General features: G+C 56.3%; 23 protein-coding genes. 9 read left to right on the plus strand and 14 right to left on the minus strand.

What is annotated here, in order from left to right; all coding sequences use genetic code 11:
* The first annotated feature begins 138 nt into the window (after positions 1-138).
* Both CSQ86_RS05125 and CSQ86_RS05135 read left to right on the plus strand, forming a co-directional pair.
* Entirely contained in the window at positions 139-2034 is a 1896-nt protein-coding gene (locus tag CSQ86_RS05125; RefSeq protein WP_243387626.1) for a bifunctional ADP-dependent NAD(P)H-hydrate dehydratase/NAD(P)H-hydrate epimerase, read from the plus strand.
* A 58-nt stretch (positions 2035-2092) separates the two neighbouring features.
* On the plus strand, positions 2093-2722 hold the full coding sequence (locus CSQ86_RS05135; protein WP_100494029.1) for an HAD family hydrolase: 630 nt from the start codon (positions 2093-2095) through the stop codon (positions 2720-2722).
* Positions 2723-2802: 80 nt separating this feature from the next.
* Here CSQ86_RS05135 and CSQ86_RS05140 read toward each other — a convergent pair whose 3' ends face one another.
* Positions 2803-3030 carry a helix-turn-helix domain-containing protein gene (locus CSQ86_RS05140; RefSeq protein WP_100494030.1) on the minus strand — a complete coding sequence of 76 codons (228 nt, stop codon included), beginning with the start codon at positions 3028-3030 and terminating at the stop codon, positions 2803-2805.
* 149 nt (positions 3031-3179) lie between these two features.
* Here CSQ86_RS05140 and CSQ86_RS05145 point away from each other — a divergent pair, with 149 nt between their 5' ends.
* The gene (locus CSQ86_RS05145; RefSeq protein WP_100494031.1) at positions 3180-4103 is read left to right on the plus strand and encodes a LysR family transcriptional regulator; all 924 of its coding nucleotides are present in this window, start codon (positions 3180-3182) and stop codon (positions 4101-4103) included.
* 114 nt (positions 4104-4217) lie between these two features.
* Here CSQ86_RS05145 and CSQ86_RS05150 read toward each other — a convergent pair whose 3' ends face one another.
* Entirely contained in the window at positions 4218-5420 is a 1203-nt protein-coding gene (locus CSQ86_RS05150) for an MFS transporter (RefSeq protein ID WP_243387634.1), read from the minus strand.
* Between the two features lie 368 nt (positions 5421-5788).
* On the opposite strand from CSQ86_RS05150, the gene CSQ86_RS05155 reads away from it, so the two are divergent.
* The 6 genes from CSQ86_RS05155 to CSQ86_RS05180 all read left to right on the plus strand — a co-directional run bounded on the left by CSQ86_RS05155 (position 5789) and on the right by CSQ86_RS05180 (position 12845).
* Entirely contained in the window at positions 5789-6853 is a 1065-nt protein-coding gene (locus CSQ86_RS05155) for a zinc-dependent alcohol dehydrogenase family protein (RefSeq protein WP_243387637.1), read from the plus strand.
* A gap of 53 nt (positions 6854-6906) precedes the next feature.
* A complete protein-coding gene (locus CSQ86_RS05160; RefSeq protein ID WP_100494033.1) occupies positions 6907-7545 on the plus strand; it encodes a DUF4867 family protein in 639 nt (212 codons plus the stop codon).
* A gap of 94 nt (positions 7546-7639) precedes the next feature.
* Positions 7640-8806 (plus strand): ABC transporter substrate-binding protein, encoded by a 1167-nt coding sequence (locus CSQ86_RS05165; protein ID WP_100494034.1) that lies wholly within the window; start codon positions 7640-7642, stop codon positions 8804-8806.
* Positions 8807-8985: 179 nt separating this feature from the next.
* Positions 8986-9852: a carbohydrate ABC transporter permease gene (locus CSQ86_RS05170; RefSeq protein ID WP_243387639.1), complete on the plus strand. Its 867-nt coding sequence runs from the start codon at positions 8986-8988 to the stop codon at positions 9850-9852.
* Position 9853: 1 nt separating this feature from the next.
* A complete protein-coding gene (locus tag CSQ86_RS05175) occupies positions 9854-10669 on the plus strand; it encodes a carbohydrate ABC transporter permease (RefSeq protein WP_100494036.1) in 816 nt (271 codons plus the stop codon).
* Between the two features lie 49 nt (positions 10670-10718).
* A complete protein-coding gene (locus tag CSQ86_RS05180; protein WP_100494037.1) occupies positions 10719-12845 on the plus strand; it encodes a TIM-barrel domain-containing protein in 2127 nt (708 codons plus the stop codon).
* Positions 12846-12916: 71 nt separating this feature from the next.
* On the opposite strand, the gene CSQ86_RS05185 is transcribed toward CSQ86_RS05180, so the two are convergent.
* From CSQ86_RS05185 to pyrB, 12 genes are all read right to left on the minus strand, one after another.
* A complete protein-coding gene (locus tag CSQ86_RS05185) occupies positions 12917-13804 on the minus strand; it encodes an AraC family transcriptional regulator (RefSeq protein ID WP_100494038.1) in 888 nt (295 codons plus the stop codon).
* Between the two features lie 141 nt (positions 13805-13945).
* The gene (locus CSQ86_RS05190) at positions 13946-14809 is read right to left on the minus strand and encodes a hypothetical protein (RefSeq protein ID WP_100494039.1); all 864 of its coding nucleotides are present in this window, start codon (positions 14807-14809) and stop codon (positions 13946-13948) included.
* Complete coding sequence (locus CSQ86_RS05195) at positions 14806-15504, minus strand: hypothetical protein (RefSeq protein WP_100494040.1); 699 nt, start codon at positions 15502-15504, stop codon at positions 14806-14808. Before CSQ86_RS05195 ends, CSQ86_RS05190 begins: the two co-directional genes overlap by 4 nt.
* Positions 15505-15594: 90 nt before the next feature.
* Positions 15595-16737: a DUF2974 domain-containing protein gene (locus tag CSQ86_RS05200; protein ID WP_100494041.1), complete on the minus strand. Its 1143-nt coding sequence runs from the start codon at positions 16735-16737 to the stop codon at positions 15595-15597.
* An 88-nt stretch (positions 16738-16825) separates the two neighbouring features.
* Complete coding sequence (locus tag CSQ86_RS05205) at positions 16826-17020, minus strand: hypothetical protein (protein WP_100494042.1); 195 nt, start codon at positions 17018-17020, stop codon at positions 16826-16828.
* 114 nt (positions 17021-17134) lie between these two features.
* Positions 17135-17830: an orotate phosphoribosyltransferase gene (gene pyrE / locus CSQ86_RS05210; protein WP_100494043.1), complete on the minus strand. Its 696-nt coding sequence runs from the start codon at positions 17828-17830 to the stop codon at positions 17135-17137.
* Between the two features lie 5 nt (positions 17831-17835).
* On the minus strand, positions 17836-18828 hold the full coding sequence (locus CSQ86_RS05215) for a dihydroorotate dehydrogenase (protein WP_423734806.1): 993 nt from the start codon (positions 18826-18828) through the stop codon (positions 17836-17838).
* Entirely contained in the window at positions 18816-19640 is an 825-nt protein-coding gene (locus CSQ86_RS05220; RefSeq protein WP_100494045.1) for a dihydroorotate dehydrogenase electron transfer subunit, read from the minus strand. The genes CSQ86_RS05215 and CSQ86_RS05220 overlap by 13 nt, the downstream gene beginning before the upstream one ends.
* A gap of 31 nt (positions 19641-19671) precedes the next feature.
* Positions 19672-20646: an orotidine-5'-phosphate decarboxylase gene (gene pyrF / locus CSQ86_RS05225; protein WP_100494046.1), complete on the minus strand. Its 975-nt coding sequence runs from the start codon at positions 20644-20646 to the stop codon at positions 19672-19674.
* 75 nt (positions 20647-20721) lie between these two features.
* The gene (locus CSQ86_RS05230; RefSeq protein WP_100494047.1) at positions 20722-22260 is read right to left on the minus strand and encodes a dihydroorotase; all 1539 of its coding nucleotides are present in this window, start codon (positions 22258-22260) and stop codon (positions 20722-20724) included.
* Positions 22257-22676 carry an aspartate carbamoyltransferase regulatory subunit gene (locus CSQ86_RS05235; RefSeq protein ID WP_100494048.1) on the minus strand — a complete coding sequence of 140 codons (420 nt, stop codon included), beginning with the start codon at positions 22674-22676 and terminating at the stop codon, positions 22257-22259. The genes CSQ86_RS05230 and CSQ86_RS05235 overlap by 4 nt, the downstream gene beginning before the upstream one ends.
* Positions 22676-23638, minus strand: a complete 963-nt coding sequence (gene pyrB, locus CSQ86_RS05240) for an aspartate carbamoyltransferase (protein ID WP_100494049.1) — start codon at positions 23636-23638, stop codon at positions 22676-22678. Before pyrB ends, CSQ86_RS05235 begins: the two co-directional genes overlap by 1 nt.
* Positions 23639-23659 lie beyond the last annotated feature (21 nt).

A 23659-nucleotide genomic window follows, 5' to 3' on the forward strand; every position in this document is an offset into this window, starting at 1 on the left:
AACCAACAGACCATAGTAACGGATGCCGTGAAGAATCAGTCAATCATCAGATTCATACCAGCGTTCGCTGCGGGCAAGGACAGCATAAGACAGCTAAAATCAGCATCAGTACATTTCCGCACCGTGAAGGGGACTGCTATGGAATACGCCGATGATGTCGACCGCCGCGAATTGCTGCTGCACAGCGCTTATGATGCGCAGACGGTACGTGATATGGAACGTCCGCTTCTTGATAAAGGAATACCGCTGATGCGCATGGCCGCACAAGCCGTGGCACATACAGCCGCTGGCATGCTTGACGATGAGGATCTGGCACTTGAGGATTCGTCCGTCGTATTGCTTGCGGGCGCAGGCGACAATGGTGGCGATGGCCTGTTCGCTGCGGCCGCGTTGGCTCAGGAGGGCGCAGCAGTGACCGCTGTGGCTGTGGGCAAGTCGCTGCATGAGGCTGGATTCGCGGAATTCGTGCGCGCCGGAGGCAAGGTGCTGGTGCTTGATCCCGCCGCTGAAATCCCAGGATGCGCTTCAGGATTCTCCGCTGGCGAAGCCGGCGAACGCCTGCAGGCCGCTGTCTCGCTGATTAATAAATCTCACCTGGTAATCGATGCAATGACCGGCATCGGCATTCATGGCGCGCTTCGCGGCATTCCAGCAGCCTTGGCCGCAGCCGTTGGGCTCGACGGCGAAGTGCCGAACGAACCAGCTCTGCCCGGCCGCGAATCCTCCCGTGATTATCCGCTGATTCTTGCCGTGGACGCACCTTCCGGCGTCGGTGTGGATGATGGTTCGCTGCCCGGCCCATACCTGCCCGCAAACGTGACAGTGACATTCGGGGCGATGAAACCGTGCGCTGTACTGCCTCCTGCCACGTTCGGATGCGGTCGCATTCAACTGGTTGATTTCGGTTTTTCCATTGATGATGTGGAACCCTCCGTGGAGGTCGTCGACCACCTGTTTGCCTCGGATGCGATTCGACTCCCCCACTATGAGGATTCCAAGTATGCACGTGGCGTGGTCGGCTTGGTGACCGGTTCGCAGCGTTACCCCGGTGCCGCAGTACTCACCGCTCGTGCAGCCGCGCGAGCCAATACCGGCATGATTCGCTATCTTGGCCCAGAGCGCGCGCAAAACATGGTGTTGGCTGCACTGCCGGAAGCCGTGCTGGGCAAGGGCCATGTGCAGTCCTGGGTTGTGGGTTCCGGTGTTCCCGTGGCGGATGCGGCAGGCGCGGATGCCGATGCGCAGCGTGACACAATCGGCGCATTGCTCAAGCATTATGCGCTTAACGGAGACGCTGCAGCTGATGATATCGCGTATGACATGCCTCCGATTGTGGTGGATGCCGGCGCGCTTGATCTGCTCCCGTCCCATGTTCCCAACCAAGTGGTGATCACTCCACATGCCGGTGAAATGGCGGCATTGCTGAACAGGCTGGAAGGTATGAATCATGCTGATGCCGATGAGACTCATTCGGCTTCCCAGTCCGCCGATCAGTCTTCGCCGCTTTCCGCTTCGGCGGCCAATCCGATAGCACAGGAGAATGCTGACGCCGAGGCTGCCCCCTCTGGCCGTCCACAGCATGCGTCCGCCAATGAGGATGCCCGCTACACCGCACAGGACGTGCAATCGAATCCATTGGCCGCAGCCCGTCGCGTGCACGAGCTGACCGGCGCCACGGTACTGCTCAAGGGTGCGATCACCATTGTGGTGGATGAGGACCATGTGTATGTGTCCGGCAGCGCTCCCGCTTGGTTGGCCACGGCTGGTGCCGGCGATGTGTTGGCAGGATTGCTCGGCGCGTTGCTTGCCCAACAGCCTGACGGCATCACTACGGCGGAAACCGTGGCCGCTGCAGCCTATCTTCATGGAGCGGCGGCGGCCATCGCATCTGAATCCGAACAGCATGGCTGGCAGGAACCGGAATTGATTGGTGGACGTGAACACCGTCAGCAGTTCCTGACGATTGGTCATCCGATTGTTGCCAGTGATGTGATCCGCGCGATTCCAGATGCCATCGCCGATGTGATTGCTTAGCCCCACCACAACGTACACTGAAAACCAAATACCGTTCCCTTATTCATGAGGAGCTTGTATGGCTAACTCCCCCATCACTGATGTGATTTTTGATTTCTGCGGCGTGCTGCTGGATTGGAACACCCGCGCCTGTCTGGAAGGCAAGTTCCCTGACGACGTAGTGGCCGCCATTTGCGCGCCGGATGATCCTCACGGATTCTTCCACTATGAGGATCGTATGGATGCCGGTGAGGATTTCGCCGACATTTACCCAGACGTGGTACGTGAGCAGGGCGAAGACATCGCGCAGATATTCAAGTACTACATCGACCATTACGCGGACGCGTTGCCGCGCACGCTACCCGGCATGGTCGAGCTGCTCGCCGATTTGAAGGCTCACGGCTATGGCGTATGGGGTCTGACGAACTGGTCCCATGAAACCTTCCATCTGGCATTTGAGAAGTTCCCACGCATTGAGCAGCTGTTGGACGGCACTGTGGTGTCCGGCGTGGAGAAGATGCATAAGCCGAACGCGGACATCTATGAGTTGGCCTTGAAGCGCTTCGGTTTGAAGGCCGAGCAATGTGTCTTCTTTGACGATACTGCCAAGAACGTGGTCGGAGCCAACGAAGTGGGCATTCACGGCGTGCTGTTCGAAGGCGCCATCGCAGCCCGCGATAGTCTCACTCAGCTTGGTGTACGACTGTAAGCTGTCATTGCAATCGATAGCAATCGTCATTACCTTTGTATGTTTGCGCAACAACCAACCCTGCGCGAACATACAAAGGATTATTCATCTATTGCGTCAAAACTGATCGTCAGTTTGCGGCCCATTCCCTGCGCCAAGGCTTCCAGAGAGCGGAACGAGGGATTGATATGCGCCTGTTCGATGCGGCTGATGGTGATGCGTGAAATACCGGAGCTATCCGCCAGCTGATCCTGACTCATGCCAGCATCTTCGCGAGCCTTGCGCAACGCTTCACCCACTTCCGGGTACACATGTTCCTTATCAGCCACCACTACCCCCTTTTATGCGCCGATGCATAATCACAACCATCGCAATTATAAGCTGAAGAGCTTGCATATCTCACTATTCGCTCGCCGTAGTGGGCAACATCTGGTATAACTGTACCCCACGGCCATGCTCGCTGATATAACTGTGGTTTATGACTCTGCTTCAGCTGAAATACATCGTCAAAATCGTCGAATGCGGTTCGATGAACGAGGCCTCCCACGCCCTGTACGTCTCCCAGCCGGCACTGAGCTCCTCCGTCAAGGAACTGGAGAACGAGCTCGGCATTGAAATCTTCACCCGCTCCTCCCAAGGCATCGCCCTGACCGTGGACGGCGCAGAATTCCTGACCTACGCCCGCCAGGTGCTTGACCAGGCCGACCTTCTGGAAGAGCGTTACAAGCATGCCAAGCCCCGCAAGCAGCTGTGCCAGGTTTCCACCCAGCACTACATGTTCGCTGTCGAGGCATTCGTGGAAATGATCAACTCCATCAAGTCCGACGAGTACGAGTTCACCATCCGTGAGACCCGCACGCGCGATATCATCAACCAGGTCGCCAACATGCAGTCCGAAATCGGCATCCTGTATTTGTCCGATTTCAACAAGGATGTAATTGGCAAGCTGCTGCGTGAAAAGCATCTGGAATTCCACCCGCTGTTCCGTGCTCCGCTGCACGTGTTCATCTCGCGCAACAACCCGTTGGCCGCCAAGAAGCTCATCACGATGGAGGATCTGAAGCCGTATCCGTTCATCCAGTATGAGCAGGGCGAGGAAGGCTCCTTCTACTTCTACGAAGAAGCAGTCTGGCCGGAATACTCCCCCAAGCAGATTAATGTGACCGACCGTGCCACGATCTTGAACTTCATCATCGGTCTCAACGGCTACACCGTGTGCACCGGCATCGACAACGGCGACCTCAACAATGAGAAAATCGTTACGGTTCCGCTCGATTCCGACGAGACCATGCTGGTCGGCTGGATCACCAATGAGCGCGCCAAGCTCTCCAAGGCTGCCGAAACCTATCTTGAAAAGCTCAAGTCCGTGGTTGCAGACCACGGCTACAAGCTCATCGACTGACACTGCAGGCCGTCCGGCGACATTGGTGGCGAGGCGTCCGGTCATTCCGGCATCACGATAGCTTGCAATCATGCCGACGGGGACTATGGCGCCAGGCTGCAGTCCCCGTCTGTTCTACCGCCGCACCCTGCGCTCATAGCGTCGATAGAATGCCCCGAGTAGTAACGCCGCCGCCAGCGTGAACGGGATGCCCGCACCCGCGGCGACCCGGTAATCCATGGCGGCCATGTTCAACGCGACGCCACCGATCGCAGCACCGAAAGAGTTGCCGAGATTGAAGCCGATCTGCACCAACGCAGATCCCAGCATCTCGCCGCCGCCGTCACCAACCTCCCCGGCCTCGACCATAAGCAACTGCTGCGGGGCATTGACGAAGAACATGCTGCATGCGCACAGGAACGTGAGCAGCACGGCGAGCACCATCGGACCATGGCTCAGGGCAATCAGCACCAAGCCGATGCAGGACGCCGACTGTCCAACCGCCGCCGCGCCTCCCGGCTTCCACGCGTCCGAAAGCCGCCCACCGGTCAGCGCGCCAACCACCATGCCGAGCCCGGCCACAGCCATCAGTGCCGGCACCGCCGCCGAAGCGAAGCCGTTGGTCGAGGTCAGCCAGGGCGACACGTAACTCCACCAGCAGAAGATGCCAGTGTTGCCCGCTAACACCGCCAATACAATCATCCATGGGCCGGGATGTTTCAGGAATGCGAACTGGCCGGCCAGACCAGTGTCCTTGATGGCAGGCACCTGCGGCACCCAGGCCACCAGCATCACAATGGTCAGAACTCCCCACGCGCCCAGGAATGCAAAAGCGAGCCGCCATGACATGAACTCGCCAAGCACGGTTCCCAGAGGTACGCCCAGCATGTTGGCTATGGTCTGCCCGGTCAAAGTTACCGCCACTGCCCGCGCCTCCTTGCCTGGCTCGGCAAGCTCCTTGGCCACAATCGCTGCCGTGCCGAAATACGCGCCATGCGGTAGACCGGAGATGAACCGTGCCGTAATCATCATCGCGTATCCGCCGCTGAGCGCCACCATCGTATTGCCTAGAACAATCAGTACCGCGAAAAGCACCAGCAACGTCCTTGGCATAATGCGCCGACCAAACACCAGGAACAACGTGCCCACACATACGCCAAGCGCGTATGCAGAAATGAAGTGGCCAGCGTCAGGAATGCTTACCGCCATATCCAGCGCGGATTGAGGCAACACCCCCATCATCACGAATTCGGCTGCACCAAGCGCAAATGTGCCAACCGCCAATGCCAATAACGCCTTGCTGTTACGATGACGCGCGGCCACTGTTTCTATAACCACATACAGCCTTACTACTTGTGGCATCATTGCCATAACCGGATAGATATCGCTAACACTAGCGTTCTTCAAGTTTTTTTAACTTTCATTCTTATCTGATAAATGTACTTAATTCCGATGATTTGTGACTTCTTATTGCTCTTGTCTTAGTTTAAATCCTAGGAATATTAGCTATATATACGAACTAAAAAGAAAAAAATCCTGTCACAAAGCATCGTTCCTCAGCCACAAACATTGTACGATTCCCCGTTTCTAATCATCTTCTACGCCCTAATCTGTTCAATCGTCAGCCCTAAAAACCTTTTAGAAAAAAGGGGCAGACAGAAGCCAATAGTTACAAGCCGCGACTCGCGGCATTACAAAGGAGTTAGATGATGGACGGAATGATGAAGGCAGCATATCTTCCAGGTAACAGCACTGTTGATCTGCGTGAAATTCCAATTCCGACCCCTGGTTACGGCCAGGTATTGGTCAAGATGAAAGCCTCCACAATCTGCGGAAGCGATATTCGCGCAATCTACCGCGAGCACACCGGAAAGGGCCCAGAAGGATACCAAAACAAAGTTGCCGGTCATGAACCGTGTGGACAGGTAGTCGAAGAAGGCCCCGGCGTACGCCGATTCAAGGCCGGATCACGTGTAATTGTCTATCACATCTCTGGCTGTGGTCTGTGCCACGACTGCCGTATGGGTTATCAAATCTCCTGTTCCTCCCCACTTCGTGCAGCCTACGGCTGGCAGCGGGACGGAGGCATGGAAGAATATGTGGTTTGTGATGAGAAAGATCTTATCGAGCTACCCGACGAGCTAACTTATACAGACGGCGCTCAAGTAGCCTGCGGCTTTGGCACCGTATACGAGGGAATCGAAAAGATTGGCATTTCCGGAAACGATGCCGTACTAGTCACCGGCCTTGGTCCAGTCGGTTTGGCTACTCTAATGTTGGCTCGTAAGCTTGGGGCCAATAAGCTTATCGGCGTAGAAAATAACCCGTACCGTCTTGAATTAGCAAAAAAGATGAATCTGGCGGATGTAGTTCTTGACTCAAATGAAAACACTGTTGATGAAATTCTCGCCTTGACCGGCGGCCAAGGCGTAGAACGTGCCATTGATACTTCCGGTGCCGACCCGGCACGTCAGATCGCTATTCGAGCCACTCGAGCATGGGGCCGAATCGCCTTGGTTGGCGAAGGGGGCACTGTGCATTTCAACCCCAGCCCAGATATGCTACATGGGCAAAAAACTGTCTATGGAAGTTGGGTCACCAGCCTGGCTCGCATGGAAACACTCGTTGAGGAACTCGTCCGGTGGAATCTTCACCCAGAGGAACTCGTTACCAATCGTTTTTCAATCGATGACGTATCCAAAGCCTATGAACTGATGGATGAAGGTAAGTGCGGTAAAGTCGCCATTTGTTTTGACGAGGAACTGAGATAACCCTTATCAAGTATTTCCGCATTTCCCTACAGCAAGCAACAAGGAGGTTGTTTATGAAACTGTATTCCATCCATGATCCGGAGTTCGCATCCTATGGCATGCCCTTGCCTGGAGGATATGACTTTTCGCGATTCATCTCAATCCTTAACGCGATTACTGAAGCACCTTCTGACAAGGTAATCTACGTTCCTGATGACAAACGACTTTCAAGTGCCATTCCTGGACTCGATTTGCGTGATCGATTATTTGGTGGTTTAGACATTCAAGTCGGTTATTGCAACGGAAGCAATACAAAGCTTAATTGTCTTGAATGCCATAGAGGACTTGAAGTCCTTGTTGCTGCTGATGACGTCATTCTGCTATTGGCACATAAATCCGAAATGGTTGATAACAGACTAAATACAGACGCCGTAAAAGCCTTTTATGTTCCTAAAGGTGAAGCCGTACTGTATTACGAAACAACCATGCATTATGCACCGTGCCGCGTTGATGGTCCATTCCGTACCGCAATCATTCTTTTCAAAGGAACCAATACCGAAAAACCACGAATTACTGAAAAGAACTCTGAGGACCAAATTCTTTTTGCACGCAATAAATGGCTGATCGCGCATCCCGATGCCCCTGAGGTAAACGATGGAGCGGTCATCGGTCTTGATGGCAAAAATTTGGATGTGCTCATCGATCTCGATTGAAGCCAATAACCATAGCAAGGCACCAAGCACTGTCGCTTGAATCCCTCAAGGAATCATATTCAACAATCATCAAATTACAAAAAGGATTGGAACCATGAATAACGTAAAAATCATGAAAGCTCTCGCTTCAGTTTCCGCGCTCGCTCTTTGCAGTGGATTATCCGCATGTGGGTCCAAATCAGCACAAGACGATAAAACCCTGACCTTCTTAGATGGGTATTCGCAATATAACGAAGATACCCCCTGGGCTAAAGCAATACGTGAATGTGCCCCTGATGGTTACACGGTTGAGCGTCTACTTCAAGACGAAACTCTGAGTCCGTTAACCACATCAGTAAGAGAGGACAACGCTCCGGATATTTCCATGATCGATGTCACAGTTCTACCTACTGTCGTGGATGCCGGCATGGTGGTCGATCTTGAGGCCGCCGGCGTTGATACCACTGGTTTCTATGACAGTATTATCGACTCCGGTAAGGTTGATGGTGTTCAGTATGGCATCAGTTATGGCATCAATACGTTGGGCTTGTATTACAAGCCGGACATCCTCGAGAAGGCCGGCGTGGACCCGGCCTCCATCACGGATTGGGATTCGCTGAACGCGGCGATCGGGAAGGTGGTGGACGCCGGCTACAAGGGCATCACGTTCTCGGGCATCGCGACCGAGGAGGGCGTCTTCCAGTATCTGCCGTGGTTCTGGGGTGCGGGCGGGGACCTGTCCAAGCCCGATTCGCAGGCCGCCCAGGACGCCCGCGACCTGCTGGCCGGCTGGGTGAGCAAGGGGTGGGCCCCGAAGTCCTCCACCACGAACAACCAATCCGCAGCATGGGACGTGTTCTTAAGTGGCGATTATGGTTTTTCGGAAATGGGCTCTTGGCAAGCGAAAAGTGCCTCAGAAAACGGATATAAGATTCTTTCCATTCCATCAAAGAATGGAGGGGAAGGAGCCCCCGTCCCGGCTGGTGGTGAGTTCCTTGTTCTTCCGTATCACAAGACCGCCAATGACGCCAAGCAGAAGGCCGCGGCCGAGTTCGTCAACTGCATGACTGACACCAACCTGCTCGCGGTTGCCGAAGCAGCTGGATATCTGGCGTCAAAAGAAGATGTCCGACAGCAGCAGTTTGAAGATGAGCCCTATATGAAGGAGTGGGAGGATCCAGCAGAGCATGCACAAGGTCGCACCACCAAGCTGGGAATCAAATATGAATCCGTGTCCTCTGGATTTGCACAGAAATTGCAAAGTGCTTTAAACGGAAAGTGAGAATCATGTTATGTGGTGTTCGAATCGTTTATAACGATTCGAACACCACCGAAATTCTTTACTAATTTATAGATTTACCCTTATTGGTAAGAGGAAGAATGAATATTAAATGTAACAGTTCTCCCACTGTAATAACTCGGCAGATTTCCACTAGTTTCTTTTATCGGTATCGTTCGCGGTTGGCTGCGTTTGGTTTTGCTGCTCCGTTGATTGTGTATTTGTTGTTGTTCTATGTGTCGCCGTTGGTGCAGAACGTGTCGATGAGTCTGCATCGGTATACGCGTAGGACGTTCGTGACTGGTGATGCGCCGTTCACGGGGTTGGATGTGTATCGGGAGGTTGTGTCGTCTTCGGAGTTCTGGGTGACGTTGGGGCAGACGTTGGTGTTCGTGTTCGCGTCAATCGCGGTGCAGTACGCGTTGGGGTTGGCGTTGGCGGTGTTCTTCAACCAGAATTTCCGTCTGTCGGGTTTCCTTCGTGGCATTTTCCTGGTGCCGTGGTTGTTGCCGCCGATGGTGTCGGGCACGACGTGGCAGTGGATGATGGACGCGGACAACGGGATCCTGAACCGGTTCCTGGGGTTGTTCGGCGTGGGGCCGGTGTGGTGGTTGCAGGCGGACAATTCCCTGTGGGCGGTGATTATAGCGAATATCTGGCTGGGTATCCCGTTCAATCTGGTGATCCTGTATTCGGGTTTGCAGAACATCAACGGGGATCTGTACGAGGCGGCGTCGATCGACGGGTGCAACGGGTGGCAGCGGTTCTGGAGGATCACGTTCCCCCTGTTGCGTCCGGTGACGTTGATCACGCTGATGCTGGGTTTCGTGTACACGCTCAAGACGGTGGACATCATCTGGCTGATGACGCAGGGCACGGGCACGTCGCAGACGCTGGCGACCTGGGCGTACGCGCTGGCGTTCGCGAAGGGCAGCCATATGACGATCCAGTATTCGGAGGCCTCGGTGATCGGCACGATCCTGATCCTGGTGGCTTTGGTGTTCGCGTTCGTGTACCTGTGGGCGCAGAAGAGGGAAGAGGAGGCGTGAGATGAGGCATCGTCCTACCTGGTGGAAGACGCTTGTCGCGCTGGCGTTGACGGGGATCATGCTGTTCCCGATGTATTGGATGGTGAACATCTCGTTCACGCAGCGCCGGTCGATCCGTTCGGCGGACCTGTGGCCGAGGGACTTCACGCTGGCGAACTACGGGTCGGTGTTCAGGACGCAGCTGCCGTATCTGGGCACGTCGCTGCTGATCGCGTTCAGCGTCGTATTGGTGACGCTCGTGATCGCGCTGCCGGCGTCGTATTCGATCAGCTTCCTGGATTTCGCGGGCGCGAGGAGCATGAACTTCGTGCTGATCCTGGCGCAGATGATCCCGGCGGTGGTCATGTCGCTGGGCTTCTACTCGCTGTTCAACGACCTGGGGCTCCTGGACTCGATACCGGGGCTGATCCTGGCGGACAGCACCCTGTCGATCCCGTTCGCGGTGATCCTGCAGACCGCGTTCATGCAAACCATGCCGAAGTCCCTGATCGAGGCCGCGAAGATCGACGGCGCGTCGGACTGGACGATCTTCACGCGGATCGTGATACCCCTGTCGCGCAACACGATCGTGACCACGTCCCTGTTCGCGTTCCTGTGGGCCTGGTCCGATTTCATGTTCGCGTCCACGCTGAACCCGGGAGGCGGCAAGCTCAGGCCGATCACGATGGGCATCTACGACTTCATCTCCGCGAACAACGAGGAGTGGGGGCCGTTGATGGCCACGGCCGTGCTCGCCTCCGTGCCCACCGCGGTGCTGCTGCTGGTGGCCCAGAAGTACGTGGCCGCGGGCGTGACCGCCGGCGCCATCAAGGACTGACATATTCGTTCGCGAGAAACGTAAACAAGATCGTCAAAGGAGAATGATCATGACCCAATTCACGTTATCCGCCGACGGGTCCGCGCTGCTGTGGACCGGAGACGGCGAGTACCTTCGTGTCGAGCCGTGGGGAGACAACAGCGTGCGCGTGCGCTCGGCGCGCATGCACCCGGTCGAGGACACCGCATGGGCCCTCACGGGGAAGCCATCGACAGAGGGCTTCCGTATCGAGATCGACGAGGAAAAGGACGAGGCCGTCGTGTCGAACGGCGGGATCGTCGTCAGGGCCCGGGCCCGCCACTGGTGGAACGGGTGCCAGGGGTACGAGGCGTTCGTCTGCCGCCTGTCCTTCCACAAGGCCGACGGCACGCTCCTGTTCGAGGAGACCGGCGAGGGCGGCTCCCTGAACCTCAGGGCCCGCGCCTACCGGCCCATCACCGGCGGCGACCACGAGATCTCGGTCTCCTTCCTGGCTCCTAGGGACGAGCACCTGTACGGCATGGGCGAATACCAGCAGGACACGCTCGACCTCAAGGGCTGCGCGCTCGAGCTCGCCCACCGCAACTCCCAGGCGTCGGTGCCGTTCGTGGTCTCCTCGGCCGGATACGGGTTCCTGTGGAACAACCCCGCGATCGGCTCGGTCGAGTTCGCGTCCAACCGGACCCGGTGGGTTGCGCGCTCGAGCCGCCAGCTCGACTACTGGGTCACCGCGGGCGACACGCCCGCTCAGATCGAGTCCCAGTACGCCGACGCGACCGGCCACGCGCCGGCCATGCCCGAATGGGGGCTCGGCTTCTGGCAGTGCAAGCTGCGCTACTGGAACCAGGAGCAGCTCCTCGAGACCGCCCGCGAGTTCAAACGCCGCGGCATCCCCCTCGACCTGATCGTCATCGACTTCTTCCACTGGCCCCGCATGGGCGACTTCCGCTTCGAGGACGAGTTCTGGCCCGACCCCAAGGCCATGTGCGACGAACTGCACGACATGGGCGTCAGGCTCATGGTCTCCGTATGGCCCCAGGTCGCGCTCACCAGCGAGAACTACGTCGAGCTCAAGTCCAGGAACCTGCTCGTGCGCCCCGAACGCGGCGAGGACATCGCCATGATGGCCTGGGAGCCGTGCACGTTCATCGACGCGACCAACCCCGCCACCCGCGACTACGTATGGGACAAATGCCGCAGGAACTACGCCGACCTCGGGGTCGACGCGTTCTGGCTCGACGAGGCCGAACCCGAATACGGCTCCTACGACTTCGAGAACTGGCGCTACCACGCCGGACCCAACGAACAGGTCGGCAACATCTACCCCGTCGAATACAACCGCGGCTTCTACGAGGGCCAGCAGGCCATGGGACGCGACGGCGAGATCGTCAACCTCACCCGCTGCGCGTGGGCCGGCTCCCAGAAATACGGGGCCCTGGTCTGGAGCGGCGACGTCGGCTCCACGTTCAAGGACCTCAAAGCCCAGATCACCTGCGCGATCCACATGGGCATGGCCGGCATCCCCTGGTTCACCACCGACATGGGCGGCTTCCACAACGGCGACATCGAATCCGACGCGTTCCGCGAACTGTTCGTCCGCTGGGCCCAGTTCTCCTGCTTCCTGCCCGTCATGCGCAACCACGGCAACCGCAGCCTCCACGAGCCGGAACACACCCGCGACCAGGCCACCCCCCTCGACAGGGGACACGAGGCCATCCTCTACGAGGAGGGCGCCCTCAAGGAAATGGTCCGCGCCAAGGACGGCACGCCCCGCTTCTACTCCGGGGCCGACAACGAGCCATGGAGCATGGGCCGGCAGGTCGAGGACATCCTCGTCAAATACATCCGCGTGCGCGAGGCCATGCGCCCCTACACGCGCGAACTGTTCGACCAGGCCCACAGGAACGGCCAACCCCTCGTGCGCGGACTCTTCTACGAATTCCCCCACGACCCGAACACCGCCGACATCAACGACGAATACATGTTCGGCCCCGACCTGCTCATAGCCCCCGTCACCCAGGCCGGCGCCACCAGCCGAACCGTCTACCTGCCCGGCGGCCCCGACACCACCTGGACCAACCTCCACGACAACACCACCCACCCAGGCGGCACCCACGTCCAGGCCAACGCGCCACTCGACGTCATCCCCGTCTACGCACGCAACAACCAACACCACAACCTAACCAACCTGATATAAGTGAATGGCCGAGGCATATTTTACCCAATCAATGCCCCGGCCATTCACTTATATGCAATGCTCTTTTCCACTCATCCAAGAATGGCACGTAAAAAATTGAGATTGATCTCGGTATCATTATGCAATCTATCCCTCTGCTGTCGGTAGCGGGCAGGAGTCATAGCATATATGGTTTTAAACTGTTTCGTAAGCACTTCCACACTTCCATACCCACAACGCTTAGCAATCTCGTTAAGACTCATATCCGTAAGCATGAGAAGGTCGCTAGCCTTTGTTACTCGAATACGATTTATGTAGTCCTTAATTGTCAAGCCTGATTCACGACGAAATTCACGAGATAAATAGCTACGATTCATATTCAATTGGGCAGCGACTTCATTAACACCAATTGGCTCTAGATAATGATCGGCAATATAATCCATAGTTCGCCTAGTAATCTCTCCGTATGCAAGATTCATACCAGGCACAGTTTCAGAAACAATTTGTTCCGAAAGCTGATGAAGAAACTCATACGTGAGTGAGTTCAGTTTCAACTCATCTTCCGGAGTACTTCTCGAGTGGGATAGGCAACTAACGATAATACGGAGGAATTCCAACGCATTTTTGACGCGCAATGTATCATGACCTCGAGCTAAGCCCAATGCAGCAAGATAATATTCAGCATTTTCACCATTGAAGCCAAGCCATAGATACGTCCAAGGATGTGCCTGTGATGTTATAAAGGATGCTCCGTCATCGGGACGAATTATAAAACCTTCATTACGATTTAAATGGTATTGCATTCCATTAGAAATGAGTCGCCCTTCACCCTCAATGACCAAGTAAATCGTGTAAGCGCTACGCATTGCAGGCCCGTAACCGTATCCAGGCTTTGGCTGAGAGATACCGCAAAAAGAAAAGCCCAACCCTCGGATCACATGCGTTGGACGCAATATGTAATATATAGAATCTTCCGCCATTGGAATCCAATCTACAGTCCAATTTATCCTGAAGACTCAGTATAAAATTTGTAGAACAAATCACACGCAGCGACTCTCGCTCACAAGAATAAAAAAGGCAATGTGGATAAAAAAGTATAAGCTTTATGTACTTAAATACATTCAGAATTGTCTGTTGACCGCGTCAGCACCGTATCTACCGAACTGGGAATCACTGCTCGCGGTGCTTGTGCTCCAGAATGTGGGAATGATTCGTGTACCTGAAGGACTGTAATTACTGTACGTCTTAACCACGCAATCGGCACCAGGCTCACATGTAACACCACTGTCGCCTATTGCATAACCTGCATCCACGACATTTCCCGCAGCATCCACTGCCTGGTAATACACCTCAAAAAATGTCAATGCATTCTGCGAATTATTATGCACCGTAATTGGCACCCGATATGAGAATGACGATTGCTGCAAGATATCACCAATTGCCGTCACCGTCAGCATCGGAGTTTCGGACTGTTGCTGGGCCTGCTTGATTTCCTGAATCAGCTGCCCATACTTTTCCTGGTCTCGTTTGAGCTGATCGACCTGACTTCCCGCTTCCCGCAGCTGCCGCTGCCGGTTGTCTACATCCTGCTTTGATTCCTCGAGATCACTGTTGGCCCATTTTAGGTTCTCGGCTTCCTTGCGGTATTGCGGGCTTTCCTGGACAACCACGGAACGGCCGCCCATATTCCATCCGACAATACCTGCGCCAATCAATGCGGCAACACAGGCTAAAGCCATCAGCACTCGTGCACCTATAGCAAGACGCCGGGCGAGTATCCCATTATCATCGCGGGAAACCATCGTCTTTACAGCGGTGAACGCATCATCGACAATATCGAATAATCGATCCGGCAAGACCTTCCCTTCAACGTCACGCTCACGAAGGAACGGATGCCATTGTGCACCGTCATTGCGAGGATCGGCTTCCTTATTCGTCGTTTGCGTCGTCTTCGAAGCGTTGCATTGTGGTTGTTTCTCACTCATGGAATCACCGCCGTTTTCACGTCCTCGGTGTATTGACCGTCGATGCTTTCTGTCGAATCAGGATATTTGGTACTTGTTACTGATGCTTCGAACTTTGTTGGCTTGATGGTGGCACCGGAGAATCCTGCATCTTTGACCATGTCCTCCACCACCACCGTCTTACCTGGGTACACGACGATATTTGATGCATAGGCGCTTTCGTCACCGTCAAGCACCGCACCATCTTTGCCAATGATCTGGTAATCCACATAAGCGCTGTACATCACATGGCCCGTATTATTCCGTATGGTAATCCTCGGGTAATAGTACAGGTCAATACCTCCACCTAGCTCCGTGTACCACGGGTCAATATCCGGGCTTATGGATTCCACGATCAGACCAGGCTGGCCAGCCTGAACATCTGCCGCATATTGTTGATATAGCTTCTTGTCTTCGTCAAGCTGCTTCTGCTGCTCGACTACTTTCTTGCGTAAATCGTCGCGTTCCTCGGTCAGGTCTTTGGTTTTCTTGCGATTTTCGGCGGTCTCGCCTTTGACTTTCTTGGTTTGTGCTGCCAAAGCCAGATATGTCTGATCAGTGGTGGGATCTTTCGTGGCACGTCCGATGGCAAACGCTACACCAAACGCTAATGCCACGGCGGCGATAACCGCCACAATCATCCCAACGATGCGCCAGAATCCGGAACCTTCCCTCATACCTCCACTGTACTGAGGTTGATAGTTATGCTGAGGCGAAGTCACCTAAAGTTCATTTTTGGATATCGATAATCCGCAATGAAACATGCTTTATTTGGTAGGAATCACCGCACTGGCAGCAGTCGCCGCGAACCCCTTGACCACTTCGATCATCACATCGCGGTCTTCCGCGTCGATGTTGCGCGCTGCCGCCAGCATCAGCGGCAATGATTGCGTCCAGTGCGCGGTCAGTTCGCCGAATGTACGGTATCCGCCGGCTTCGAAAATGGCGAATAGGTTTTCGATGAACCTGCGGCGATGCTCGTCGTCATACTTGGCCATCCAGCCGTTGACTGTGCGCGCCAAGTATTGTGCGCTGGAAGCCAGCCCTGACGCTTGGACGAACCGACCATGATCAACCTGCCAGTGCAGGGCGAAATGTTGCATGATGCCGATGCCATCGCTGCTGACTACCGTGTAGCCATCGCTCAACTGTTCGCGGGTTTCGAACAGCATGCCGATAATCGAGGAGCCCGGTACTGACTTATGCACTTTGGATTCAATGCGCTGGAAGCCGGGCATGGCAAAGAAATCATCGTCAAAACCAGGACCATCATGCGAAAAGATCGCTATAGTACGGTCTTGGATCTCACGCGCCGCACAGGCGGCGGCATATACCGCGAGATTGCCGCCTTTGGAATGGCCACCAACCATGATCGGACCTTTCCAGCACCGCGCCACATGAGTGAGATATTCCGTTGCCGCTTTCTGGGATGCGACCGGTCTGCGGAAGGCCATGGTGAAATCCTCTTTCCATCCGACGATGGAGCTGTCAGTACCACGGAACGACACATATAAGGTGTTGGATTCATCACCGAGAGCGAATGCGCATGCCGAGAATTGCTTGGTGGTTTCCGGGTCGAATTCATCCACATATTCGCCAACACGAACGTTCCGCCAGCGTGGGCTTTCGCACATCGCACGCAGCAAATCCACGTTCATCTGCGGCGACCATACTTTGCCAAACATGGCGTCGTAGCATTCGGCGCGCAGCAGATCGCGGATGGAAACCATCGGCATTGATGATTGCTCAGTTGATTCGATTGATATCGGTGAGCTCGCTTGATATCGCCGCACGTTATCCGGCATGCGCGCATATGCCAGCTGCGCCAGTGCCAGACTGTCCGTCTCGTTGAACAACGAAGCGGCAAACGTATCAAAATGCTCCCGGATATCGTCCGTGATGTTTCCCATGGCAGTTTCCTTGTATGGCTTAGGCAAGTAAAGGGAGGATTCTCAACGAGACCCTCCCTTTACTGCAACACTTTAAAACGCCGCATCATCATATCGACGGATAATACTTGTGCACATCAACTTTGTCGGCAAGTTCTCGCATTCCCTTGGCATTCTGCCTGTCGAGAGTCCCACCCTTCGCCAGCTTGTCCGCTTTAGAGTCAATGGCATGCTGCATGCCTGAGAAATACGACAGCGCCATTACGATTATCGCCAGAACCGCAACCATTATTTCCATGGTCATCGCCCCTTCATTGCACTGTAAAACGTGTGCATGTTCATAATAGTCCCGTAAATGAAAAACGCTCCTTGTACAAGGAGCGTTTCCAATGGCGGCGAACAGAATGCCGTTACGCGATCATGCGCCGTACTGTTCGAGGTAGGCTTCGGCACGCTGCTTGATGTCATGGTCGAGCAGCGGAGTGCCGTCGGCCTTCTTCATCTTGGCGGCGGCGTCGAAAATCTCACGCACGTTGGCGATGGCGAGCACCGGGAAGCCGAACTCCTGCTCCACGGCCTTGACTGCGGACAGGTCTGAATCCTTGGTCTTCTCCATACGATCCACGGAGAGCACCAGACCCACGACTTCGACGTTGGCTTCGGCCTTGAGCTTCGGGATGACTTCGCGCACTGCGGTACCGGCGGTCATCACATCGTCCACAAGCAGTACTTTCATGCCGTCGGTGAGCGGGGTACCAACCATCCAGCCGCCATCGCCGTGATCCTTCTTCTCCTTACGGTCGAAGGTGTATCCGACGGCCATGTTATGGCCCGCGGTCAGTGCGATTGCCGTGGAGACGGCCAGCGGAATGCCCTTGTATGCCGGACCGAACACGGTGTCGATGTCGCGCGGGATCGTGTTGTGTACGATGGCTTGGCTGATCTTCTCGGCATAGAAGGCACCCAGAGTCGCGATCTTCTTGCCGTTATCGAATGCTCCGGCGTTGATGAAATACGGGCTCTTGCGGCCGGACTTCAACGTGAAGTCGCCGAACTTCAATGCGTTGGATTCCAACAGGAATTCCGTAAAACGATGTGCAAGCGTTTCTGCCATAGCATTTACCTCCAAGTTTTGCCTGCGGCCAGTTTAGCAGCGAGCTCGGGACGCTCATCCAGCAGGTCATCCAATTCACGGGCGATGCGCAGCGGCGCCACCGGGTCGAAGAGCGCTGCCGCACCCACTTCCACGGCGTTCGCGCCGGCATACAGGTATTCCAATGCCTTCTCACCGGAGTCAATGCCGCCAATGCCAATAATCGGAATCTCCGGCAACGCGGTGCGCACACGGTACACGGCGGCAATGCCGATAGGCAGCACAGCCGGGCCGGATACACCGCCGGTCTTATTGGCGATAATCGGCTCACCAGTGCGGATATTAAGTCTCATGCCGAGAACGGTGTTGATCATGCTCAGCGCATCGGCCCCATGTTCCACGGCCACGCGAGCCGGCACGGTGATGTCGGTGACATTCGGCGTAAGCTTGACGATCATCGGCTTGTCAGTCATCGGGCGCAGTTTGTCCATCAACGTGGCCAGAGCCACCGGATCGGTACCGACGCTCATGCCGCCATGGGTCACGTTCGGGCAGCTGACGTTGATTTCAAGCATGTCCGCTTCGGAGTCGGCGAGCTTGGCGACCACCTGCATGTAATCGTCATCGCAGTGTCCGGCCACGTTGGCGATGACCATTGCGCCGGCCTTCTTCAGCTTGGGCAAATCGTCTTCAAGATAGTGATCCACGCCGGGATTCTGCAAACCGACAGCGTTGAGGTTCGAGGCTGGCCCTTCCGCGGTACGCGGGGAAGGATTGCCTTCCCATGGAATCGGTGAGCATCCCTTGGTGCAGACGGCACCAAGCTGACTGACATCGTAGAACCAACGGACGGCCGCATACTGGAAGGTACCGGAGGCAGTGCCGACCGGGTTCTTCCAGGTGACGCCGGCAACCTGAGTGGAATGCTTCCACTCGTGCGGCTCGTAGATGTTGATGTGCTTGTCGGCTTGCTGTGCAGCGGTTGCAGCAGTGTTGGCGTTCATCGTCACTTCCCCCATCCGAGCTGTTCGCGGGTGAATACCGGACCGTCGGAGCAGACCTTGAGGCGGCCGTCCACCGTGTCCACAGTGCACAGCACGCAAGTGCCGTATCCGCAGCCCATGCGCTGTTCCATGCTCAGCTGTGCCGGCATATCACGTTCGGCTGCCCATGCGGCGACTGCCTTCATCATCGGCAGCGGACCGCAGGAAAGGATGGTGGGTGAGTGATCGGTGACATAGAGGTCACCGGACTGCTCCAACTGATTCAGCAGGTCTACGACATTGCCCTGCGCATTGTCGATGTTGAAGGAGCGGTCGGTGTAGCGGGAAACGAATTCCTCACCGAAGTGGGCGTCACGGTAGCCGATGACGGAGGTTGCCACGGAACCGGCCATATCGGCGATTTTCTGGGCCGCATACACCAGTGGCGGCACACCAAGTCCGCCGCCGACGAGGATATAGTTGGCGTCCTGTTTCAGGTTGAAGCCACGACCAAGCGGACCGAGCACGTCCACAGTGTCGCCGGCTTCGAGCTGAGCAAGCTGCTCAGTGCCGTGACCGATAACGGCGAAAATCACACTGACTTCGTCGCTTTCGACTTCGCTGACGCCAAACGGGCGGGGCATCAGCATGAAATCGTCGTGCGTGAACAGGTTCACGAACTGGGCAGGCTTGGCATGGGATGCGATGAATGCGTCACGGAAAGTAAGACGCACCACATGGTCGGTCAGTTCGCGCACAGCCGTGACTTCCACGGTGTGACGCGGCGGGAAGAATCCCGATGCAGTGGCTTCAGCCACCACATCATGCGTTGGGGTGAAGGTAGTCATGGGAATCCTTATCTAAGTCCTGGTCTGCCAATCAGCGATAGACGGCGATACGCAGGGCGTCACGCATATCGAGAGCAGCTTGGCGGGCGCTTTCAGCAACCAGATTCAGCGCATCATCAGCGCTCATAGATTCGGAGTACTTGCCGCTCTTCTTCCATGCGCCGATGATGCCGCGAGAGGAATTGACGAGTGCGCCACTACCGTTGGCATCGAACATACCGGCAACGTCCTGAGCGGTACCACCCTGGGCTCCATAGCCTGGCACCAAGAAGAAGGTGTGCGGCATGCGGGCACGCAGTGCGCGGCCCTCTTCTGGATGCGTGGCACCGACCACAGCACCAACACGGGAGTAACCGTGCTCGCCAATGGTTTCGGCACCCCAGCCTTCCACAAGGTCGGCCACATGTTCGTAGACCTTCTTGCCGTCAGCCAGATCAAGCATCTGCAGTTCACTGGACGACGGGTTGGAGGTACGCACCAGCACGAAAATGTCCTTGTCGGCTTCGGTGGCAGCCTGAACGAACGGAGTGATGCCATCCGTGCCGAGATATGGGTTCACGGTCACGGCATCCTCGTGCCATGGGTCGAAAGCAGAGCCATCTTCCGCAGCGGCGGCCACGCCGTTCAAATGATGCGCGTAGGCGGCGGCGGTGGAGCCGATGTCGCCGCGCTTCACGTCACCGAGTACATACAGACCCTGCTGGGCCGCGTATTCGCAGGTCATCGTGTACACGTCCACGCCAGCCGGGCCGAGTGCCTCGTACATGGCGATTTGCGGCTTGACCGCTGGCACGATATCCGCCACGGCATCAATGATGGTGCGGTTGAATTCGAAGTAGGCGACCGCCAGCTGGGCTGCAGGCAGCTCTTCCGGGGAATCCACCGAATCGCGCACCTCATCGGCGAAGCTGGCCACCACTTGCGGCGGAACCAATGCCTCGGTAGGGTCCAGTCCCACGACGGACGGGTTCTGTACGTTATTGATTGCTTCGATCAGGCGATCCATCGAAGTCCTTTCTGTTGAGTCTCTCCCCCAGTCATGCTTCGCATGACAGCCCTCTCGTCAGAGGGGGCCTGTTCTTTACAATCGGCTGAACATGAATTGGGAGCCGATGATGGTGGCGAGTGGACGACCGGTGACCTTCCAGCCGCCGAACGGGGTGTTGCGTGCCGCGGAGTGGAATTGTTCCGGGTCCACGGTCCATTCCTCGTCGGTGTTGAGGATGGCCAAATCCACATGCTCGGCATCCTCCACGCGGCTCAAATCAAGCAGACGGTTCACGCCTTCGCGCTGAGCCGTGTGGCCCTCCCCTGCCGTGGTATCAGTAGCTTCTGCGGTTTCCTCGGCGATTACACCTTCCGGGTCATCACCAGTAGGTGCCGGCTCAGCCCAGTCCTCCACGAGTGCGGCGATATCCGTGGCATCGTGACCCATCAGAGCCTCCGGGGCTACAGACATGAGTTCAATCAGTCGCTCATCTGAAATATGGCCACCATCCACCAACACCTTGTGGCATACGCCGTACGCGCATTCCAGACCAATGATGCCATTGGGCGCTTCAAGGAAGCCCAAGGCCTTCTCATCCATTGTATGCGGCGCATGATCAGTGGCCAACAAGTCAACCGTGCCATCGGCAATGGCTGCGATAGTGGCCTTACGGTCAGCTTCAGAACGCAACGGCGGATTCATCTTGGCCAGCGTGCCGTATTCCAACAGCGCTTCATCACTCAGGGCCAGATAGTGCGGTGCGGTTTCGCAAGTGATTGGCAGGCCTTCGGCCTTGGCCTTACGAATCGCCTCGAACGAAATCGCAGTGCTCACATGCTGGAAGTGCACATGGATGCCGGTACGACGTGCAGCCTCGATATCGCGAGCCACAATCTTAAGCTCAGTATCTTCTGGAATACCGGGAACACCAAGCTGGCGGGAAACAGGGCCTTCATTGACGGCACCGGTATCGTGATGCTCACAGTGTTCAATCAGATACAGATCGGATGCCTTGGCATTGGCCAGTACTTCGTCCAGAATCGGCTCAGGAACGGCGGCACCATCGTCGCTAATGGCGGTAACCGGATGCTCGTTCATGGCCGGGGTCTTGAGCTCATCATCGAATCCAGGCACGTACTTGAGCCAATCGGCGGTATCGCTTGCCTCCTTGCCTGCACGATCCTTGGATGCGCACACGCACAGGTCATAGCGGACCGGGAGCTTCACACCATGTGCGGCATCGTAGTTCTGCAGGAAATCAATGACGTTGCTGAAGCCGGCCTCGCGTACCTCGCGCGCGCCCGGCTTATCGGCGGCAGCGTCGGCATCAGTCACCGGCTGGCCATCGAGCGCAGGCAACGTGTTCGGCATGATGAGCACGTTCGTGTATCCGCCGGATGCCGAGGCACGGCAACCGGAAATCATGGACTCTTTATAGGTCTGGCCGGGATCGCGGAAGTGCACATGCGGGTCTGCGAAACCGGGGGCCGCAGTCAGTCCTGTGGCATCGATATCAGCACCGTCGTGCACGGTGTCGGTATCGGCGAAGTAGGCGTCGGCAAGGCCTGGAACCACCAAATCGATGATTTCGCCGGTGTTCCAGACCTTAATGTTGCGCAGTGTGATGCTCACAGTTTGGCTTCCTCGTCGCAGTAGTCGCAGCGGTATTCGAGGCGATCGGAATGCACCAGATGGAACATCTGCTTGATGTCATGCTCGCTGGTGGTCACGCAGCGTGGGTTGACGCACTTGATGACGCCGACGACATGTTCAGGCAGGTGCGGCTGCTTCTTTTCGACAATGTGTCCGCCGCGTACCACGTCCACCGTGGCCTGACGTGCCACGAAACCAAGTACATCAAGATCGATGTCCTTGTCATCCTCGATTTTGATGATGTCCTTGGAACCGAAGCGCTTGGACGTGGTGTTCATAATCAGCGCGAGCTTGGTTTTGGATGGATCTATCTTCAGATATTCCAGTACCTTCAGAGAGGTGCCGGCCGGCACATGATCGATGATGATGCCGTTAACGATGCTGGTGACTTCCATCAGGCTTGCACCTCCTTGGGGTTAAGCGGTTCGTAGCCGGGTAGGTCATCGCCTACCACGGAGCTTTCTAGGGCCATGCGCATGAGCATGCCGTTCTTGACCTGTTCGAAGTAGGCAGCGCGCGGATCGTCGTCCACTTCCACAGCAATCTCGTTGACTCGTGGCAGCGGATGCAGCACAGCCATATGCGGCTTGGCAAGCGCCAGCTTGTCCTCATCGAGGATGTAGGTATCGCGCAAACGCAGGTAATCGTCTTCGTTGAAGAAGCGTTCCTTTTGCACACGGGTCATATACAGCACGTCAAGGTCGCCGATCACAGAGGCCAGATCGCGCACTTCCACGTAGGAGCAGGTCGGCGTGGCGTTGATGCGGTCGATGACGTATTGCGGGGTCTTGAGCTCGTCCGGACTGATGAGAATGAACCGCACGTTGCCGAAACGGCAGAGGGTTTCGATCAGGGAGTGCACGGTACGGCCGAAGGTCAAGTCGCCGCACAGGCCCACGGTCAGATCGGTGATGCGGCCGAAGCGGGACTGCAGCGTAGCCAGATCGGCCAGCGTCTGGGTGGGATGCATGTGGCCGCCGTCACCGGCGTTGATCACCGGCACGGAAGCGGCGCGGGATGCCACGAGGGCGGCACCTTCCTTCGGGTGGCGGATGGCGACCACGTCCACGTAGTTCGACACGGTTTTCAGGGTGTCGGAAATCGTCTCGCCCTTGGTCACGGAGGCCAGCTGGGCGCCAGCGAAGCCGATGACCTTGCCGCCGAGTCGCAGCATTGCGGTTTCGAAGCTGAGGCGGGTGCGGGTGGAAGGCTCGTAGAACAAGGTGGCGAGCACGCGGCCTTCGCAGGTGTGGGAGACCTCCTTGCGATGGGCGTCGATGTACTCGGCCTTATGCAACATTTCGAGAATCTGATTGGTAGACAAGTCGTCAAGCGTCACAACGCTTTTGCCGACCATGGGTGTTTCTTTAGACAAGGC

The sequence above is a fragment of the Bifidobacterium felsineum genome (assembly GCF_002802915.1).
GTDB lineage: Bacteria > Actinomycetota > Actinomycetes > Actinomycetales > Bifidobacteriaceae > Bifidobacterium > Bifidobacterium felsineum.